The organism is Acinetobacter sichuanensis (assembly GCF_003024515.2).
Taxonomy (GTDB): domain Bacteria; phylum Pseudomonadota; class Gammaproteobacteria; order Pseudomonadales; family Moraxellaceae; genus Acinetobacter; species Acinetobacter sichuanensis.
The window spans coordinates 33653-49789 of record NZ_PYIX02000021.1; the positions used below are offsets into that span (position 1 = coordinate 33653).

The 16137-nt window shown below is 37.3% G+C and carries 15 protein-coding genes; 10 read left to right on the forward strand and 5 right to left on the reverse strand.

The features are described from left to right. Window position 1: 1 nt before the first annotated feature. The 3 genes from C9E89_RS12825 to C9E89_RS12835 form a co-directional block, all read right to left on the reverse strand. The gene (locus C9E89_RS12825; protein WP_107008737.1) at window positions 2-2941 is read right to left on the reverse strand and encodes an insulinase family protein; all 2940 of its coding nucleotides are present in this window, start codon (window positions 2939-2941) and stop codon (window positions 2-4) included. 265 nt (window positions 2942-3206) lie between these two features. Next, the gene (locus tag C9E89_RS12830; protein ID WP_107008738.1) at window positions 3207-3971 is read right to left on the reverse strand and encodes a COG4705 family protein; all 765 of its coding nucleotides are present in this window, start codon (window positions 3969-3971) and stop codon (window positions 3207-3209) included. Window positions 3972-4080: 109 nt separating this feature from the next. Further along, the gene (locus C9E89_RS12835; protein ID WP_107008739.1) at window positions 4081-4551 is read right to left on the reverse strand and encodes a nucleotide triphosphate diphosphatase NUDT15; all 471 of its coding nucleotides are present in this window, start codon (window positions 4549-4551) and stop codon (window positions 4081-4083) included. Between the two features lie 160 nt (window positions 4552-4711). Between C9E89_RS12835 and C9E89_RS12840 the strand changes: the two genes are divergently transcribed. From C9E89_RS12840 to C9E89_RS12875, 8 genes are all read left to right on the forward strand, one after another. Next, window positions 4712-5716: an adenosine kinase gene (locus tag C9E89_RS12840; RefSeq protein ID WP_107008740.1), complete on the forward strand. Its 1005-nt coding sequence runs from the start codon at window positions 4712-4714 to the stop codon at window positions 5714-5716. 19 nt (window positions 5717-5735) lie between these two features. Next, on the forward strand, window positions 5736-6047 hold the full coding sequence (locus C9E89_RS12845; protein WP_107008776.1) for a Rieske (2Fe-2S) protein: 312 nt from the start codon (window positions 5736-5738) through the stop codon (window positions 6045-6047). 19 nt (window positions 6048-6066) lie between these two features. Then, window positions 6067-6675, forward strand: coding sequence for an OB-fold-containig protein (locus C9E89_RS12850; RefSeq protein WP_107008741.1), 609 nt, complete (start codon window positions 6067-6069; stop codon window positions 6673-6675). A gap of 638 nt (window positions 6676-7313) precedes the next feature. Then, window positions 7314-7505 (forward strand): cytochrome oxidase putative small subunit CydP, encoded by a 192-nt coding sequence (cydP, locus tag C9E89_RS12855; RefSeq protein WP_107008742.1) that lies wholly within the window; start codon window positions 7314-7316, stop codon window positions 7503-7505. Next, on the forward strand, window positions 7505-9091 hold the full coding sequence (locus tag C9E89_RS12860) for a cytochrome ubiquinol oxidase subunit I (protein WP_107008743.1): 1587 nt from the start codon (window positions 7505-7507) through the stop codon (window positions 9089-9091). The genes cydP and C9E89_RS12860 overlap by 1 nt, the downstream gene beginning before the upstream one ends. Then, window positions 9088-10233 carry a cytochrome d ubiquinol oxidase subunit II gene (gene cydB, locus C9E89_RS12865; protein ID WP_107008744.1) on the forward strand — a complete coding sequence of 382 codons (1146 nt, stop codon included), beginning with the start codon at window positions 9088-9090 and terminating at the stop codon, window positions 10231-10233. The genes C9E89_RS12860 and cydB overlap by 4 nt, the downstream gene beginning before the upstream one ends. A gap of 30 nt (window positions 10234-10263) precedes the next feature. Beyond that, the gene (gene cydX / locus C9E89_RS12870) at window positions 10264-10365 is read left to right on the forward strand and encodes a cytochrome bd-I oxidase subunit CydX (protein WP_002120988.1); all 102 of its coding nucleotides are present in this window, start codon (window positions 10264-10266) and stop codon (window positions 10363-10365) included. A 4-nt stretch (window positions 10366-10369) separates the two neighbouring features. After that, window positions 10370-10666 (forward strand): cyd operon YbgE family protein, encoded by a 297-nt coding sequence (locus C9E89_RS12875; RefSeq protein ID WP_107008745.1) that lies wholly within the window; start codon window positions 10370-10372, stop codon window positions 10664-10666. A gap of 126 nt (window positions 10667-10792) precedes the next feature. Here C9E89_RS12875 and C9E89_RS12880 read toward each other — a convergent pair whose 3' ends face one another. Together C9E89_RS12880 and C9E89_RS12885 are read right to left on the reverse strand one after the other, a co-directional pair. Next, the gene (locus C9E89_RS12880) at window positions 10793-11116 is read right to left on the reverse strand and encodes a hypothetical protein (RefSeq protein WP_107008746.1); all 324 of its coding nucleotides are present in this window, start codon (window positions 11114-11116) and stop codon (window positions 10793-10795) included. A gap of 9 nt (window positions 11117-11125) precedes the next feature. After that, on the reverse strand, window positions 11126-11656 hold the full coding sequence (locus C9E89_RS12885; protein ID WP_107008747.1) for a GNAT family N-acetyltransferase: 531 nt from the start codon (window positions 11654-11656) through the stop codon (window positions 11126-11128). A 553-nt stretch (window positions 11657-12209) separates the two neighbouring features. Here C9E89_RS12885 and purT point away from each other — a divergent pair. Together purT and glnD are read left to right on the forward strand one after the other, a co-directional pair. After that, entirely contained in the window at window positions 12210-13427 is a 1218-nt protein-coding gene (purT, locus tag C9E89_RS12895; RefSeq protein WP_171405130.1) for a formate-dependent phosphoribosylglycinamide formyltransferase, read from the forward strand. A gap of 26 nt (window positions 13428-13453) precedes the next feature. Further along, the gene (glnD, locus tag C9E89_RS12900) at window positions 13454-16120 is read left to right on the forward strand and encodes a [protein-PII] uridylyltransferase (RefSeq protein ID WP_107008750.1); all 2667 of its coding nucleotides are present in this window, start codon (window positions 13454-13456) and stop codon (window positions 16118-16120) included. Window positions 16121-16137 lie beyond the last annotated feature (17 nt).

Genomic DNA, 16137 nt, shown 5'->3' on the forward strand with positions numbered 1-16137 from the left:
TTTAATTCACTTTTTTGATTTCAAAACCTAATTGCTCTAAAGCCTCTTTTTTGGCGAATGGCGCAACCACTGCTTTTGTTGGCTTTTGACCGATTAAGTAAGTTTGTGCAACACGTTTTAAATCATCCAACGTCACACGCAATAAACGTTCACGCATTTGACGTCTAAAAGCAGGCGTACGACCATGCAATAAGGCATAACATGCTGTAATTGCCTCACCTGCTGGTGAACCTGGTTTATCCATACTCGACACTAAGCCTAAAATCGCTTCTTCAAGTTGGTGCGGTTGCTGTTCAGTATTGATCAACCAATCTAAACTCGCTTCAAAGTCTGCAAATGTTTCTGCTAAACGTGGATCGCGGTAACTATAAAAACGGAAAGCACAGGCATTGCCATCATAACTTGCACCGCCACCATATGCACCACCTTTCTCACGAATGGCACTATGTAAGAAACCATTACGTAAATAACCTGCAAGCACCATTAATGGTGCAGCATCTGGATGTGCAACTTCCACTGCTTGATATGCAGAGGCACAAAATTGTACATTGGCTTGAATCAACCATGCTTCATCATTGTCACTCGATGACGGCTCAACTTCTGTTAATAAAACTGTTGAATGATCTACATCTAATTTATCCCAAACCGTTTGAATCTCTTCCAATAAACGATCAGATTGTTGCTCTTCACATACCAATAAAAACTGTTTTGGTGCAAGCATTAAGCCACGATGAATTGCTTTCAATTCTGCAATAAAGTCATTAAATGCAACTTCATCTTTTTCAATACGTGTAACTAAGTCTACCAACCAGTTTAATGCACCTAGTCCTGTATTATCATAATCACGTTTTGCCAAAGCACTCATATTTCGTGATGCAATTTGCATCGCATAGCTATGACCTGAACCTGATAAACGCGCTGCCCAACGTGTTTTACGCTGTTGTAATAACTCTAAAATACGATCTTTTTCATCAAAACGTAATTTTTCAAATGCCAACTTGAGTAATTGAATTGCGTCTAATTTATGAGCTAAAGATTTGGTTGTTAAAGTTAACCATGCTGTGATTTTGCCTTTATCATCAGCTTTAGAACGTAATGAAGCCCCCATTCCCAAACCACCACTGACCGCAGTTTGTAATTGTTGCAGCTCTAAATAGTCATATTGACCCGCACCAACCTCACCCATCAAAACTGATAACAAGTTAAAATAGGGTGATTTTACAATTTGATCAGGAATTTGAATCAATACTTGTTGATAATAAATACCATTGGTTCCTGCATGATATAAATTTAATGGTGTATCAACTTGATTACAAATAATTTCACGAAGTTGACCTTGCACAATCGTCAAATCTGCGGGTACATCTTCTAAACCGACTTTTGGCAATAAATCTAAATCATCAGGGGTTTCTTGACGGATTTTTAATGCTTCTGTTTGTGCAATAATTTCTGCTTTTTCAGCCTCTGTTAATGCTGCACCGATTTTTGCTAAACGTGCTTTTTCTTCTTCAACATCTTGTACAGATTTATGTGCATCAGGCACTAAAGTCAGTTGTACACGGTGTGGATTATCCAAAAGATAAGTTTGAATCAAGTTTGACAACCACATTGGGTCTTTGAGTTCTTCTTTCACTTCAGCAATTGCAGTATCTACATCCCAAACATGTACTGGATCATTATGGTGTATTGCACTTGCTAAACCATTGAGAATCAACGACAACCCATAAGGGGTACCATCTCCACCAATTTCTCGCTGATGTAATTCAATTTGATGCAAAATTGCTTCAACAATCTCAGGATCAGCAGGTTTAGACGCAGCTTCTTGTAAAATACTCAATACGCCATTTTTAAATGTTTCTGTATGTTCAGGATTTGAACCTTGTACTGCACAATAGAAAGTCATTTCAAAATTTGAGTCATCTACCCCCATAAATGGACCTGTAGACTGTGCATAACCACACGTTTCCAAATAATGACGTAAAGGTGATGCTGAATTTTCTAACAAGACGCCTTCGACTAAACGCATACCTAAACGAACTTTGATATTGCTCGCCTCAGGTAATAACCATGAAAGTACATGATAAGTCTTATCTTTTAAATCATCACCATCTAAAGCATAACTTTCTTGCACGGTAATTGGTGCTGTTAAACGTTGCTCTGGTTTTGAATATAAAGTTTCACCTTTGCTAAATTTTGCTAAGGCTAATTTTTCAAACTGCTCTTGTAACTCATAAGCAGAATGATTACCAAAGGTCATAAATACAGCATTACTTGGATGATAATGTGATTTATAGAAAGTCACCAATTCATCATAAGTTAAATCTGGAATGTCTTTTGGATCACCACCTGAGTTGTAGTGATAGGTGGTTTTTGGAAATAAATGATGTGCCAACTGATGATAAAGCTGATCTGAAGGAGAACTCATTGCTCCTTTCATTTCATTAAAAACAACACCTTTATATACAGGTTCGCCATTTTCTAGCTCAATACGAATGCCTTCTTGTGCAAAATCTAATGGATTCAAATTCGCTGCAAATGCAGCATCCATATACACTTCTAAAAGGTTTTGGAAGTCCTTTTTATTTTGTGTTGCAAATGGATAAGCCGTCCAATCTGCTGCGGTAAACGCATTCATAAAAGTATTGAGTGAACGGCGAATCATCAAAAAGAATGGATCACGTACAGGGAATTTTTCAGAACCACATAATGCAGTATGCTCTAAAATATGCGCCTCACCTTTAGAATCCATCGGTTGCGTACGAAACGCAACTAAAAATACATTTTCATCATGTTCAGTTGCTAAGTGAAAATGCACAGCACCTGTCACTTTATGTTTATATTCTGAAACGAAAATATCTAAAGCTTCAACATGGTGTTGACGTACCAACTGAAACGCAGGATGGACAGTTTGGGCTAAGGTTTCAGTGACATCTACAGTCATGTGATCTCCTAAATAATATGAAATATAAGACCTAATATGACATTATACATGCAGATTTCAATCTAATTCATCTAATAAACAACATACCATAGCAAAAATTCCGACTTATTCACTTGGTATTTTAATTTTATTGACCTTTCAAGTTTTCACGAGAATTTTAAAATGGCTAATATCAGAATGGAAATCATCGTAATTTGAATTATTTTTAACATATCGAGCTTTTCACTTTGGAAAGCTCGATCATAACAAAACTTTAAACACAACATTAAGAATGCTGTATTTGAGCCTGATTGAATTTTTTTGATAAGAAAATACAGAATAAAATCGCAACTAACAGCACCGCAGATGCAGCAAAACGGCTTAAATCCAAACCGCCATGATCTAATGGTTTATCTAAGAAATCGCCAACAACTGCACCTAAAGGACGTGTAAGTACAAAAGCTGCCCAAAACAATAAAGTCCGTGATACTTTCGTCCAAAAATATAAAGCCACAATCACTGCCAATAAACCCACATATAAGAAAATACCGCCTGTATATCCTAATCCTGCTGTATCTGATGACCAATCGCCCAAAGCTGTACCTAAAGTCTGTGAAAAGGTAATGGTCAACCAATAAAATAGTTCTGTACGAGGACGATCAATCGAATGCGGAGAAATTGTCCCTTCAACTTTGTACCAGCTATATAATGAAATCAGCACTAAACTGAGTAATAAAGTACTGCCTCCCAAATAGCCAATGCCCAATGAACGGTCAACAAAGTCCGCTAAAGTCGTTCCCACTGTCGTACTGGCAATAATGGTAAACCAATACAAATATGGCTGATAAGTTTTAGCCTTGACTTGAAAAAATACAAAAGCAATGAAAATAAATGCAAAAATAAAAGTACTGACCAAGTAGCCCAAATTCATGGACATCGACACAGCATCACCTGCGGTTTCACCAAATGTTGTGGCAAATATTTTAGTGATCCAAAACAGCAAAGTGACTTGAGGAACTTTTGAAATAAGTTCGGATTTGAGATTTTCCATGACAGCATGCTAAATATCGAAGAAAGTCTCATCATTCGCTAAGCAGCTTAATTTGAGCTTAAGGCTTTCACAGCGTAAACATTTTTATTTTTAGCGTAATACACTCAAGTTAAACATTGGCAAGTTTATACACAGTAAATCTCGCATCAATGGGTTTCTTGCACCAATAATCCACCATCACTTGTGTTTCAGGAAATAGATTTTCAGGCAAAGTATCCAAAGCAAACCATTGCCAACACTCGAATATTTCAGGTTCAGTCACTTGAATAGACTGTATTAAATCATGCTGCGAACTGTCAAGCTGACAAACCACGCCAGCAGTCAAGTTTAAATAATTACGTTCCACATCATTCATTAACATAAAAACTTGTACCTGTTCGGCAGTAAGTTTCAATTGAGTTTCTTCAAATAACTCTCTGACAGCGGCTTTTTCAAAACACTCATGTTCATCGACTTTTCCACCGGGAAAACACCATGTGACTGATTCATCTTGTTTAACTCTTTTACCTAATAAAACTTGCTGTGCATCATCTATAAGCATGACGCCCACACCAATCAGAGCTTGTTGCATTTTTGGCATATTTCTCTACCTACTTTATGAACGTATATTGGTTTTATCATAAAACCTTGTAAAGTTAATGAAATCTGACCTTTAAGCTGAATTTTCTTCAACAAACTATGGTAAAACTGAGCATTCGTGTAAACTTTAGCTTTTTAAAACCCTAGATGTGATGAATAACATGGCTACAGTTGATCTTTTTGCAATTGGTAATGCACTCATTGACCAAGAATTTACAGTATCTGATACATTTTTAGCTGAACAAAATTTGCAAAAAGGCACCATGCAACTCACCGATGGTGAAACCCAAACTCAACTTTATAATAATTTAAAAGCTAGTCAAGTTTATAAAGGTCAAGCTTCTGGTGGTTCTGCTGCCAATACAACTGTGGCATTTAGTGCCTTAGGTGCTTCTGCATTTTATGCATGCCGTGTTGGAAATGATGAACTCGGTGCGATTTACTTAAATGGTTTAAATGAAGCAGATATTCAAACCTCAGAAAAGTCTATCAGCGAAGGTGTAACAGGAACCTGCATGGTTTTAGTGAGCGAAGACTCTGAACGTACTATGCATACCTATTTAGGCATCACGGCTGAATTATCAGATGTGCAAATGGATTTTGAACCCTTAAAAACAGCAAAATGGCTGTATATTGAAGGTTATTTATCAACAAGTGACTCTGCACGTGCAGCAGTCAAAATTGCTCGACAAATTGCCCGTGAAAATGGTGTTAAAATCGCACTCACATTATCTGACCCAGCTATGGTGCAATATGCACGTACAGGCTTAAATGAATTAATTGATGATGGTGTAGACCTCATTTTTTGTAATGAACAAGAAGCAATGATGTATACAGAAACTGATTCTGTTGATGCAGCTATGGCAAAATTGAAATTACTAAGTCATGACGTTGTCATTACATTGAGTGCTAAAGGTGCATTGGTTGCTAATCAAGAACAACAACTTCATGTTCAAGGTCGTAAAGTTGTTGCTGTCGATGCCAATGGTGCTGGTGATGCTTTTGCAGGTGCATTTTTGTATGCTTTAAATGCTGGAGAATCACTACAAAATGCAGCGCAATTGGCAATTTTGATTTCAAGTGAAGTGGTATCACGTTTTGGACCACGTTTAGACCTTGCAGATTACACGCTCTTGTTAGAAAATTTCAAAAAGGAATGTGCATAAAATGTCAGAAAAAATTGCTATGACGGAAGAAATTCCAGAACGTGAAGCACGTGCATTTGATACCATGACAGGTCATACTATTTTTATCACTCAACGTGATGGTGCATTTTACGCCTATCAAAATGTATGCCCTCACCTACAAACTGAGCTTGAGTTTTTAGAAAATCAGTTTTTAGATCGCGATGGTGAATATATTGAATGTTCAACACATGGTGCTTTGTTTGATGTTGAAACAGGTGAATGTATTTCTGGACCTTGCTTAGGTGATACACTTGAAAAGGTCAATATCAAAGTACATTCTGACGGTGGTATTTACATCGTAGAAGCATAATTTACGACTAGGGACAGCCATGCTTGCGTTTTTTTTAGAATATGACTTAATGCCTTTTCATTTAAGTGTTCTAGCGCTAATTTTATTAAGCATGGCTGAAACTATTGGTTATTATTTTGGGTTAAGACCCAGTACTTTTCTTAAAAGAATTTCTCCTGACTGGCTAACCAATGCCCCATTACTACAAGTTAAATTTGCTAAAGTTCTTATTTTTGTATTTTTGCTGATTAATTTCAGTTTTGCAGGCTATTTTTTACAACTGTGTATTTTTGCAAGTCAGCAACAATTTTTCCCTTGGTATTATGTCATTTTACCTGCGTCAGTCATCGCGATTTTTTTTACTGTATTTATGATTCATTGCTTAGACCAAGTCATTAAACCTAAATTTACCCCAACAACTGTAAATTTATTAGGACGTTTAGCGACTGTTTCTAGTGGTAACGCACGCCCAGGATTTTCAGCACAAGCACGTGTTCGTGATGAATTTGGTCAACTGCACTATGTACAAGTCGAGCCTGAATTTGGTGAACTCGAGTTCCAAGCACAAATTATTTTGATCCGCTTTCGTAAGTCACATTACATTGCCAAAAAAATCTCAGTGTCTAATGATTTATTCAGTTCAGAGTAAGTCTTTTTTAAAGCCGATATGACTGAAAATATCATTTTTCATTGATCAAAATACAAAAACACCTGATCTTTAGATCTGCTCAAATCTCGAATGTGTGCTGTCTATAACTAAAAAATAAGAATATTGTTTAAGTCAAAAGAAATAGCGTAGGTCTTTAAAAATTTTCGAGATAAAAGACATAATTTGGCAAATTTAAAAATTTTTCATCTAAAAAATGCATCGTCATTTAGCGATGCACTCATACCGTTTAATAAAAAACTCGCGGTCAATTTTTATCTTTTCTCTACTTAATTTTTATTTAAATTAAAAATCAATTTAAGAATCATTTAGATTATTTATAAATTAAAAAATATAATCCAAAGTATTTTAGTTGGTTTAAAAAATATAATTCAAAGTATTTTACTCGACTTTAATATATTATATACAAGTGTTTTAGTCAGATTTATTTTATTAATTCAAAGTATTTTAATCAACTTTAAATAATGATAAATTTTAGTATATTTTTTAATTAAATTAATTATAAGTATTTGTTTTATATATAAAAAACAATATATTTTTTATTTTAATTGTTTTATCTATTTATTTTATGTTTATTTTTGGTTAATAATATAAAAAGAGTTTTCAAATAGGCATATGTAATGAGCTCAAAACCTAAAGATATAAACCGAAAATTAGTTAGAGAAATCACCATTATCTTAATCGTGAAAATTATTCTTTTATTAATTATTAAGAATATCTGGTTTGATGCACCAACAATTCCTAAAAATTTTGATAACCAAGTTGCTGAGCGTATTGCTGGCAGTCCTTCCCAAACTCAGGAGACACGTTGATGATTTCTGAAAGCGTGGTCGATCTTTCGCGGTTCCAATTTGCAATGACCGCGTTGTATCACTTTATTTTTGTGCCTTTAACACTCGGTTTAGCTTTTATTCTTGCCATTATGGAAACCACCTATGTGATTTCTGGTAAAGAAATTTATAAGGATATGACTAAATTCTGGGGAAAACTCTTTGGTATTAACTTTGCCTTAGGTGTCACAACTGGCTTAACCATGGAGTTCCAATTTGGTACAAACTGGGCATATTACTCACATTATGTTGGTGATATTTTCGGTGCACCACTTGCTATTGAAGGATTAATGGCATTCTTTCTAGAATCAACTTTTATTGGTTTATTCTTTTTTGGCTGGGATCGCCTTTCAAAAGTACAGCATTTAGGCGTCACATGGTTGGTTGCACTGGGTTCAAACATGTCGGCATTATGGATTTTGGTTGCCAACGGCTGGATGCAAAACCCTGTCGGTGCAGAATTCAACTTTGAAACAATGCGTATGGAGCTTGTCGATTTTGGCGCGCTCATTTTCAACCCAGTTGCTCAGGTTAAATTTGTGCATACAGTGTCTTCTGGCTATGTCACAGGTGCAATTTTTGTTTTAGCCATTTCAAGCTATTACATGTTGAAAAAACGTGATTTACCTTTTGCACGTCGCTCATTTGCTATTGCTGCTATTTTTGGTCTAGCGTCAACATTGTCAGTCATTTTACTGGGCGATGAGTCAGGTTATGAGCTAGGTGATGTTCAAAAAACTAAACTCGCAGCCATTGAAGCAGAATGGGAAACTCACCCTGCACCTGCACCATTTACTTTATTTGGCATCCCAAATCAGGAAGAACAACGTACCGATTATGCTGTTCGTATTCCTTATGTTATGGGAATTATTGCTACGCGTTCCTTAGATAAAGAAGTTACGGGGATCAAAGACCTGATGGTGCAACATGAAGCACGTATTCGTAATGGTATGATCGCTTATAGTGAACTTGAAAAACTTCGTGCAGGTGATCGTTCTCCTGAATTAATCTCATCATTTAAACAAAATCAAAAAGATTTAGGCTATGGCTTACTTCTTAAAAAATACACACCTCATGTTGTAGATGCCTCTGAAGCTCATATTCAAGCGGCAACAAAAGATACAATTCCCAATGTCACAGCGTTGTTCTTCTCATTCCGTGCAATGGTGGCATCTGGTTTCTTAATGCTCTTATTGTTTATTTTAGCAACTTATGCTGTCGCAAAACGTAATGCTGAAAATAAGCCGTGGCTCTTAAAATTTGCTTTATTTGGCTTACCTTTGCCTTGGATTGCAACACAAACAGGTTGGTATGTCGCTGAAGGCGGTCGCCAACCGTGGACGATCGGTGAAGTTTTACCTACACATTTATCGGCATCGAGTTTAAGTACAGCAGATGTTTGGGGTTCTATCATTGCCTTGGCTGCATTTTATACAGTCTTGTTGATTATCGAGATGTATCTCATGATTAAATTCTCTCGTTTAGGACCAAGTTCATTACATACAGGCAAATATCATTTCGAAAAACTTGCTGCAAAAGAAGCACAAGTGAGTGAGGTTCAATCATGATCGAATATGAACTTTTAAAAATCATTTGGTGGGTACTTGTCGGTGTTTTACTGATTGGCTTTGCTCTCACCGATGGCTTCGATATGGGCGCAATGGCAATCATGCCTTTTGTAGGTAAAACAGATGATGAGCGTCGTGCAGCAATCAACACCATTGCACCACATTGGGACGGAAATCAAGTCTGGTTTATTACCGCAGGTGGGGCGTTATTTGCGGCATGGCCAATGGTTTATGCTACAGCATTTTCAGGGATGTATTGGGCGTTACTCCTTGTTCTCTTTGCCCTGTTTTTACGACCTGTCGGTTTTGACTACCGCTCTAAACTTGAAAATACGCAATGGCGTACATCATGGGATTGGGGTTTAGCAATCGGTGGGGCTGTACCTGCGTTGGTGTTTGGTGTGGCTTTTGGCAATATGTTTTTGGGTGTGCCTTTTAGTTTAGATGAAACTGTACGTTCAACCTATACAGGAAGCTTTTTTGCACTTCTTAGTCCATTTGCTTTAATTTGTGGTTTGGTCAGCCTTTCTATGCTCAATGCACATGGTGGAGCTTGGCTCATGTTACGTACAGATGGTGCTTTGCACCAACGTTCTGCAAAAGCAACACAATTCATGGCAATCATATTTCTGGTGTGCTTTTTAGGTGCAGGTGCATGGTTATATTTTGGTAGCATCGAAGGCTATACACTGGCGCAACCCTTTGACACAAATGGCGTTGCCAATCCATTAGCAAAAGAAGTGATTACCAATAACAATCATGGTTGGATGAATAATTATTCAAATTATCCAATCACAATGATTGCACCAATTATGGCAATTTTCGGTAGCTTAATCGTGATTGCTTCTGCGGCTAAGGCGAAGGCAGGTTTGAGCTTTCTAGGAACCTCAATGATGATTGTAGGCGCAATCTTAACCGCAGGTTTTGCACTGTTCCCATTCCTTATGCCTTCAAGCATTAACCCCGTTGCAAGTTTGACCATGTGGGATGCCGTTTCAAGTAAAAACACACTCACTGTAATGACGATTGCTGCATGTATCTTTGTACCTATTATTTTGTGTTACACCACTTGGTGTTATTACAAAATGTGGGGTGTGATCACGAGCAAGCACATTCAAGAAAATTCACACAGCCTATACTAAGGCTGTGTCATTGACACGAGGAATAACGTAATGTGGTATTTTGCTTGGATTTTAGGCATTTTAATGGCATGTTTTGCAGGTGTACTGAGTGCCTTATATATCGAACATCATCAAGATTTAGATGAGGAATAAGACCATGACAGAAATCGCAATGACAACTGAAGAACGGAAGCCTAACAAATTTGCTATGGCAATTTCATTTTTAATGGCATTGCCTTTGGCTACGGTTTTACTGCTCCATCCTGCAATGATGCTTGATGCCAATGGTCACTATAACCATACGGTTTTAATGTTGGTCATGATCGGGATCTCAGGTGGATTTATTTATGGCGTAGGATTTCTGCCACGATTTTGGTTATGGAAATGGTTATTTAGTCCCTATGTGGCATGTCCTCTCATGTTGTGGGGCTATTACACTTGGTTCTTAACCTAATAACTTAAAAAGAAAACCCTGAATCAATCAGGGTTTTTTAACTTATATCTTTAATCTCGTGATATAGCAATGCAGTCAACTCGCCAATACATCTTTTACCCTCTAATACCTTAAAAAACTAAGGCTCTAAACGACTAAATAGAAATTCTTATTTTGTTGATATATCTCATTTAATATCTCAATAAATCGCGCTAAAAGACTATTCTGGTTTTGATCTATCGTCTTATGCTGTAATTCTGCTAATTTTTCTAAAACCAATGGAATCTCAGCATTGAAAAAAGTCAATGTTGATTCCTCTTCATCTACATAAAATTCTACTTGAATAAAACGATTATCTTTCAGAAGAACATTATGAATAAATAGTTGCTCATACATTTCTTGTTCTAATTCAAATTGTAATACAAGGTCATATTTTTCAAATGGATCTGTACCACTATAAATTGAATACATTTTCAAGCCTCATGAAGCCGCTTTTCGCATTTCAATCAAACATAAATTGACCTGTGGAATTCCAACATCCGCATCCAATGGATAATCCTCCATCACACCTGTTTGCACATACCCTCGTCTTGCATAAAATGCGATTAATTCTGTACGCACATTGAGTACCCACATCACATATGTTTTCAAATCAGACTGAACATCTGTCGCATATTTTTCAGCATAGTCTAAAACTAATTTTCCCAAACCCTGATTTTGCCAATCAGGTGAAATCGCAAAAGTACCTATTTCCACTGATAAAGTGTCAAAAGTTAACCCAATACACGCCACAACTTGATTGTTTTGCTCAGCAACAAGTAAATGAAAATGACTATTTTGCAACTGTTGTAAAAGCTGAGAAGATGAAATACGCGCGCCTAAAACTAAGTCAGCTTCAGTTGTCCATGTATTCTCATTTTTTTGACGATAAGCTGCATTAATCAAATCAACCAAAGACGAAATATTCGTGAGATCAGCACGATAAAAACTCAATTTATTTAAATCATTCATTTTTTTAAAACTTTATGTATAAACCAAAATAGTATTTCATACAACACAACGTAACAACCTAAAATCGCTAAATAAATCAGTTCTCCATTTTGAGTTGCGTGACATCTTTGCCCTGTAAAACACTTAAAAACGCTATGAAAATAAGTACTGCCCCACAACCATACATACACACTGGTTAAAATGATAAAAATGACCTTCGCCCACACAGGATGAGCACTTTTCAGCATTTTGATACACTGATAAGTACGGATTTGAGCTAAGGCAAATCCCCACAGCCCACAAAATGCTAAACTGAATATCAAAATTAAAACAAAATCTACTTTCATGATCCATCTCTTAAATATAGAGCGTAATTTTGATGAAATTTTGAAAAAATAATGCTTTGATCAAGATGCCATGTTTATAAACCCTGTATTTTGTTTTCAATTTAACTATTTTGATCTGGTTTATTTTGACCAATTTGTCTAACAAAAACTCGCTTATTTATTACAATCAAGACTTAACACAAGCCTCAGTTCTGCTATGCTTAAGCTCATATATTGACTAAGCACGGATGAATCGCATGAGCGTAACTATTGGCACTCCTCTCCAATCTTCTGCTTTTAAAGTTCTACTTTTAGGCTCTGGTGAACTGGGTAAAGAAGTTGTTATTTCCTTACAACGTTTAGGTGTTGAAGTACATGCCGCAGATCGTTATGAAAATGCACCTGCAATGCAAGTTGCTCATTTTTCTTATGCCTTAAATATGGCAGACCCTGAACAATTAAAAGCATTGATTGAACAAGTCAAACCAAATTTAATTGTGCCTGAAATTGAAGCCATTGCAACGCAAGTTTTAGTTGAGATTGAAGAACAAAATATTGCAACGGTTATTCCTTCTGCAAAAGCAGTGAATTTGACCATGAACCGCGAAGGAATCCGTCGTTTAGCTGCTGAAGAACTCGGTTTACCAACGTCTGCTTATCGTTTTGCAAATAGTTTAGAAAGCTTCCGTGCAGCATGTGACGATATTGGTTATCCAAACTTCGTTAAACCTGTCATGTCTTCATCAGGTAAAGGTCAATCACGTGTTAAAGAGTTTGCTGAAGTTGATGCGGCTTGGGAATATGCGCAAACAGGTGGTCGTGTTAACCAAGGTACTGTCATTGTTGAATCACAGATTGATTTTGACTTTGAAATTACCCTACTGACTGTACGTGCTAAAAACCCAGAAACAGGCGAAGTTGAAACGCATTTCTGTGATGCGATTGGACACCGTCAAGATGCGGGTGACTATGTTGAAAGTTGGCAACCACAAGCCATGACAAATGCAGCTTTAGCAGAAGCACAACGAATTGCCAATAAAGTGACTGTGGCTTTAGGCGGTTGTGGTATTTTCGGAGTAGAACTATTTGTCAAAGGTGATAAAGTGTGGTTTAGTGAAGTTTCTCCTCGTCCACACGACACAGGTTTAGTCACGCTTGCTTCACAATTTCAAAGTGAGTTTGAGTTACATGCACGTGCGATTTTAGGTTTACCTGTAAATACCGAACGTCATAGTACTGCAGCCAGTGCCGTGATTTACGCAGGCGTAGATGCCACAAATTTATCATTTTCTGGCTTAAATCTTGCATTACAAAACCCTGCTACAGATTTACGAATTTTTGGCAAACCTGAAGGATTTACACGTCGTCGTATGGGTGTGGCAACTGCACGTGCAGAAACAACAGACCAAGCACGTACATTAGCATATGAAGCAGCGTCAAAAGTCACTGTTCAATTGAATAAATAGTTTTAAAACTTGCGGACAATAATTTTATGATCAACACCTCTCCTCTGTTGAACTACGTCAGTAGTCTCCACGATATTAAAGCGATTAATCAATGGCGTACTGATGTCGAACAACAGCTACAAGAGGCATTTGATCAGGGTCAGCCGATCCGAGATATTATTCATTGTCGTTCAAACTTTATTGATGAAGCCCTCATTTTCCTTTGGGAACATGTTGGGCTGCATCAAACTGATCTCAGTTTATTTGCCGTTGGCGGTTATGGTCGCCGTGAAATGCTGCCTTATTCTGATGTTGACATTATGATCTTGTCTGAGTCTGAATTGAATACAGAACAAGAACAGATGGTTTCAAGTTTTATCTCTTCACTTTGGGATGTTGGTAATTTCAAACCGGGCGTCAGTGTTCGTACGATTCAAAGTTGTTTTGAACAAGCAACCAATGACTTAACTGTAGCTACAGCCTTGATTGAAGCTCGCTTGATTACAGGCAATACCCAATTGACCAAATGGCCACGCCGCGTGGTCTCACAAACATGGACAGATAAAACCTTTTTTGATGCAAAAATGGACGAACAAGCTCGCCGTTATGCACAACATAATCATACTGAAAGCAACCTAGAGCCAGACATTAAAAATGCACCCGGAGGCATCCGAGATATTAATCAAATCGGTTGGATTGCTAAACGACATTTTCGAGTCAATCGTATTTATGACCTAGTACATTTGGGTTTTATTTCTGAGTTTGAACTCGCTGTTTTAGAAAATGCAGAAAATTTTCTTTGGGAGATTCGCCATCATTTACATCGTTTAACCAAACGAGATGAAAACCGCCTATTATTTGACTATCAACGTGAAATAGCCAACATTTTTGGTTATAAAAAACAAGAAGGTAAACACATCAATTACCCGATTGAACAATTTATGAAACGTTATTATCGTACAGCTCAACAAGTTTCTACACTGAATGAAATGTTGTTGTCGTATTTTAATGAGTCGGTCATTACCCCACGTTTACCAAACTACGAACGTAAAATTGAAAATATTAATGAGAATTTTAAACTGGTGGATGGCAAACTTGCTGTACAACACCATAAAATTTTTGCAGAGAAACCAAGTGCAATTTTAGAAATTTTCTATTTATTGGCAAATCGTCCTGAAATCGAAGGCATACGTGCCCGTACCTTACGCTTACTGACTTTAGCAGCAAAACGTATTAATCAAAATTTCCGTGATAACCCTGCACACCAAGCCTTATTTATGGCAATTATTCGTTCACCACATCGTCTTTACGACACCATGGTGGCAATGAAACGTTATGGTGTACTGGGTAATTACATTCCTGCATTTGGTCAAATCATGGGCTTGATGCAATATGACTTATTTCACATCTATACCGTTGATGCACATACACTTTTACTCATCCGCAATTTAAATCGTTTTAAAGCACCAGAGTTTGCAAAAGACTATCCTGTGGTCAGTTCTGTATTTCAGCGTTTAGTACGCCGAGATATTGTTTTCCTTGCTGCTTTGTTCCATGACATCGCGAAAGGTCGTGGCGGTGATCACAGTGAATTAGGTGCTGAAGATGCGATTGTATTCTGTCGTGCACATGGTTTTACGGAACGTGAATGTAATTTAGTTGCTTGGCTGATTCAAAATCATTTATTGATGTCGATTACAGCGCAGAAAAAAGATATTTCCGACCCAGATGTAGTGAAAGAGTTTGCTGAAAAACTGGGCGACATGGAGCATTTAGATTATCTCTACACGCTGACTGTGGCTGATATTAATGCAACCAATCCTAAACTTTGGAATACTTGGCGCGCGTCTTTGATGCGTCAATTGTATACGCATGCACGTGATGTGATTCGTTCTGGTTTAGGAAGACCCGTTGACTATCAAATGCTGATTGAGGACACAAAGTTTTCAGCCAGTGAAGTACTGGTGGATGAATTTCCACTCGATCAAGTTGAACAAGTCTGGCAAGAACTCGGGGATGAGTATTTCTTAAAAGAATCCGCCGATGAAATTGCATGGCACACGCGCGCCATTTTGCAGCATGGTGACAACCCTGCACCATTAGTGCTCATGCGTGCGCACCGTAAAGCAGCACAAGATGCTGTGCAAATCTTTATTTATACCCAAGATAAGCCGAACTTATTTGCAACGACAGTCGCTATTTTGGATCGTATGAATTTAGATGTTCAAGATGCTCGTATTATCACTGCAACTAAAGCGTTTAGTTTGGATACTTATGTTGTTCTTGACCGTTTCGGCACACTGCTTACAGATCCTGAGCGTGAAGAAACTGTAAAACAGGCATTGATCAACGCACTCAGTAATTCAGATAAATATCCGGGCTTAATGCAACGTCGCATTCCTCGTCAACTGCGTCATTTTGATATTGAAAATACTGTAGATATCACTTTGAATGAAGCTTTACAACAAAATATGGTGGAAATCTCCACACTCGATCAACCCGGTTTACTAGCACGTGTGGGTGGTCTATTTATGATGCAAGGCTTAGATATTCATTCTGCACGTATCGCTACATTAGGTGAAAAAGCAGAAGATATTTTCTTTGTGACCAAAAAAGATGGTACGCCTTTAAATGATGCAGAATCAGAAATTTTTGTCACACAACTCAAAGCTGCTTTGGATGAAGCTTCAAATCAAATTTCTATCCAGCATTAATACTTTGTTTTAACTTA

Excerpts from the sequence above, each read along its gene's own strand:
- C9E89_RS12845 (WP_107008776.1), top strand. The coding sequence starts at position 5,736 with ATGACGGAAGAAATTCCAGAACGTGAAGCACGTGCATTTGATACCATG.
- glnD (WP_107008750.1), top strand. The coding sequence starts at position 13,454 with ATGATCAACACCTCTCCTCTGTTGAACTACGTCAGTAGTCTCCACGAT.
- C9E89_RS12860 (WP_107008743.1), top strand. The coding sequence starts at position 7,505 with ATGATTTCTGAAAGCGTGGTCGATCTTTCGCGGTTCCAATTTGCAATG.
- C9E89_RS12850 (WP_107008741.1), top strand. The coding sequence starts at position 6,067 with ATGCTTGCGTTTTTTTTAGAATATGACTTAATGCCTTTTCATTTAAGT.
- C9E89_RS12840 (WP_107008740.1), top strand. The coding sequence starts at position 4,712 with ATGGCTACAGTTGATCTTTTTGCAATTGGTAATGCACTCATTGACCAA.
- cydB (WP_107008744.1), top strand. The coding sequence starts at position 9,088 with ATGATCGAATATGAACTTTTAAAAATCATTTGGTGGGTACTTGTCGGT.
- C9E89_RS12875 (WP_107008745.1), top strand. The coding sequence starts at position 10,370 with ATGACAGAAATCGCAATGACAACTGAAGAACGGAAGCCTAACAAATTT.
- cydX (WP_002120988.1), top strand. The coding sequence starts at position 10,264 with ATGTGGTATTTTGCTTGGATTTTAGGCATTTTAATGGCATGTTTTGCA.
- cydP (WP_107008742.1), top strand. The coding sequence starts at position 7,314 with ATGAGCTCAAAACCTAAAGATATAAACCGAAAATTAGTTAGAGAAATC.
- C9E89_RS12830 (WP_107008738.1), bottom strand. The coding sequence starts at position 3,971 with ATGGAAAATCTCAAATCCGAACTTATTTCAAAAGTTCCTCAAGTCACT.
- C9E89_RS12885 (WP_107008747.1), bottom strand. The coding sequence starts at position 11,656 with ATGAATGATTTAAATAAATTGAGTTTTTATCGTGCTGATCTCACGAAT.
- C9E89_RS12880 (WP_107008746.1), bottom strand. The coding sequence starts at position 11,116 with ATGTATTCAATTTATAGTGGTACAGATCCATTTGAAAAATATGACCTT.
- C9E89_RS12825 (WP_107008737.1), bottom strand. The coding sequence starts at position 2,941 with ATGACTGTAGATGTCACTGAAACCTTAGCCCAAACTGTCCATCCTGCG.
- purT (WP_171405130.1), top strand. The coding sequence starts at position 12,210 with ATGAATCGCATGAGCGTAACTATTGGCACTCCTCTCCAATCTTCTGCT.
- C9E89_RS12835 (WP_107008739.1), bottom strand. The coding sequence starts at position 4,551 with ATGCCAAAAATGCAACAAGCTCTGATTGGTGTGGGCGTCATGCTTATA.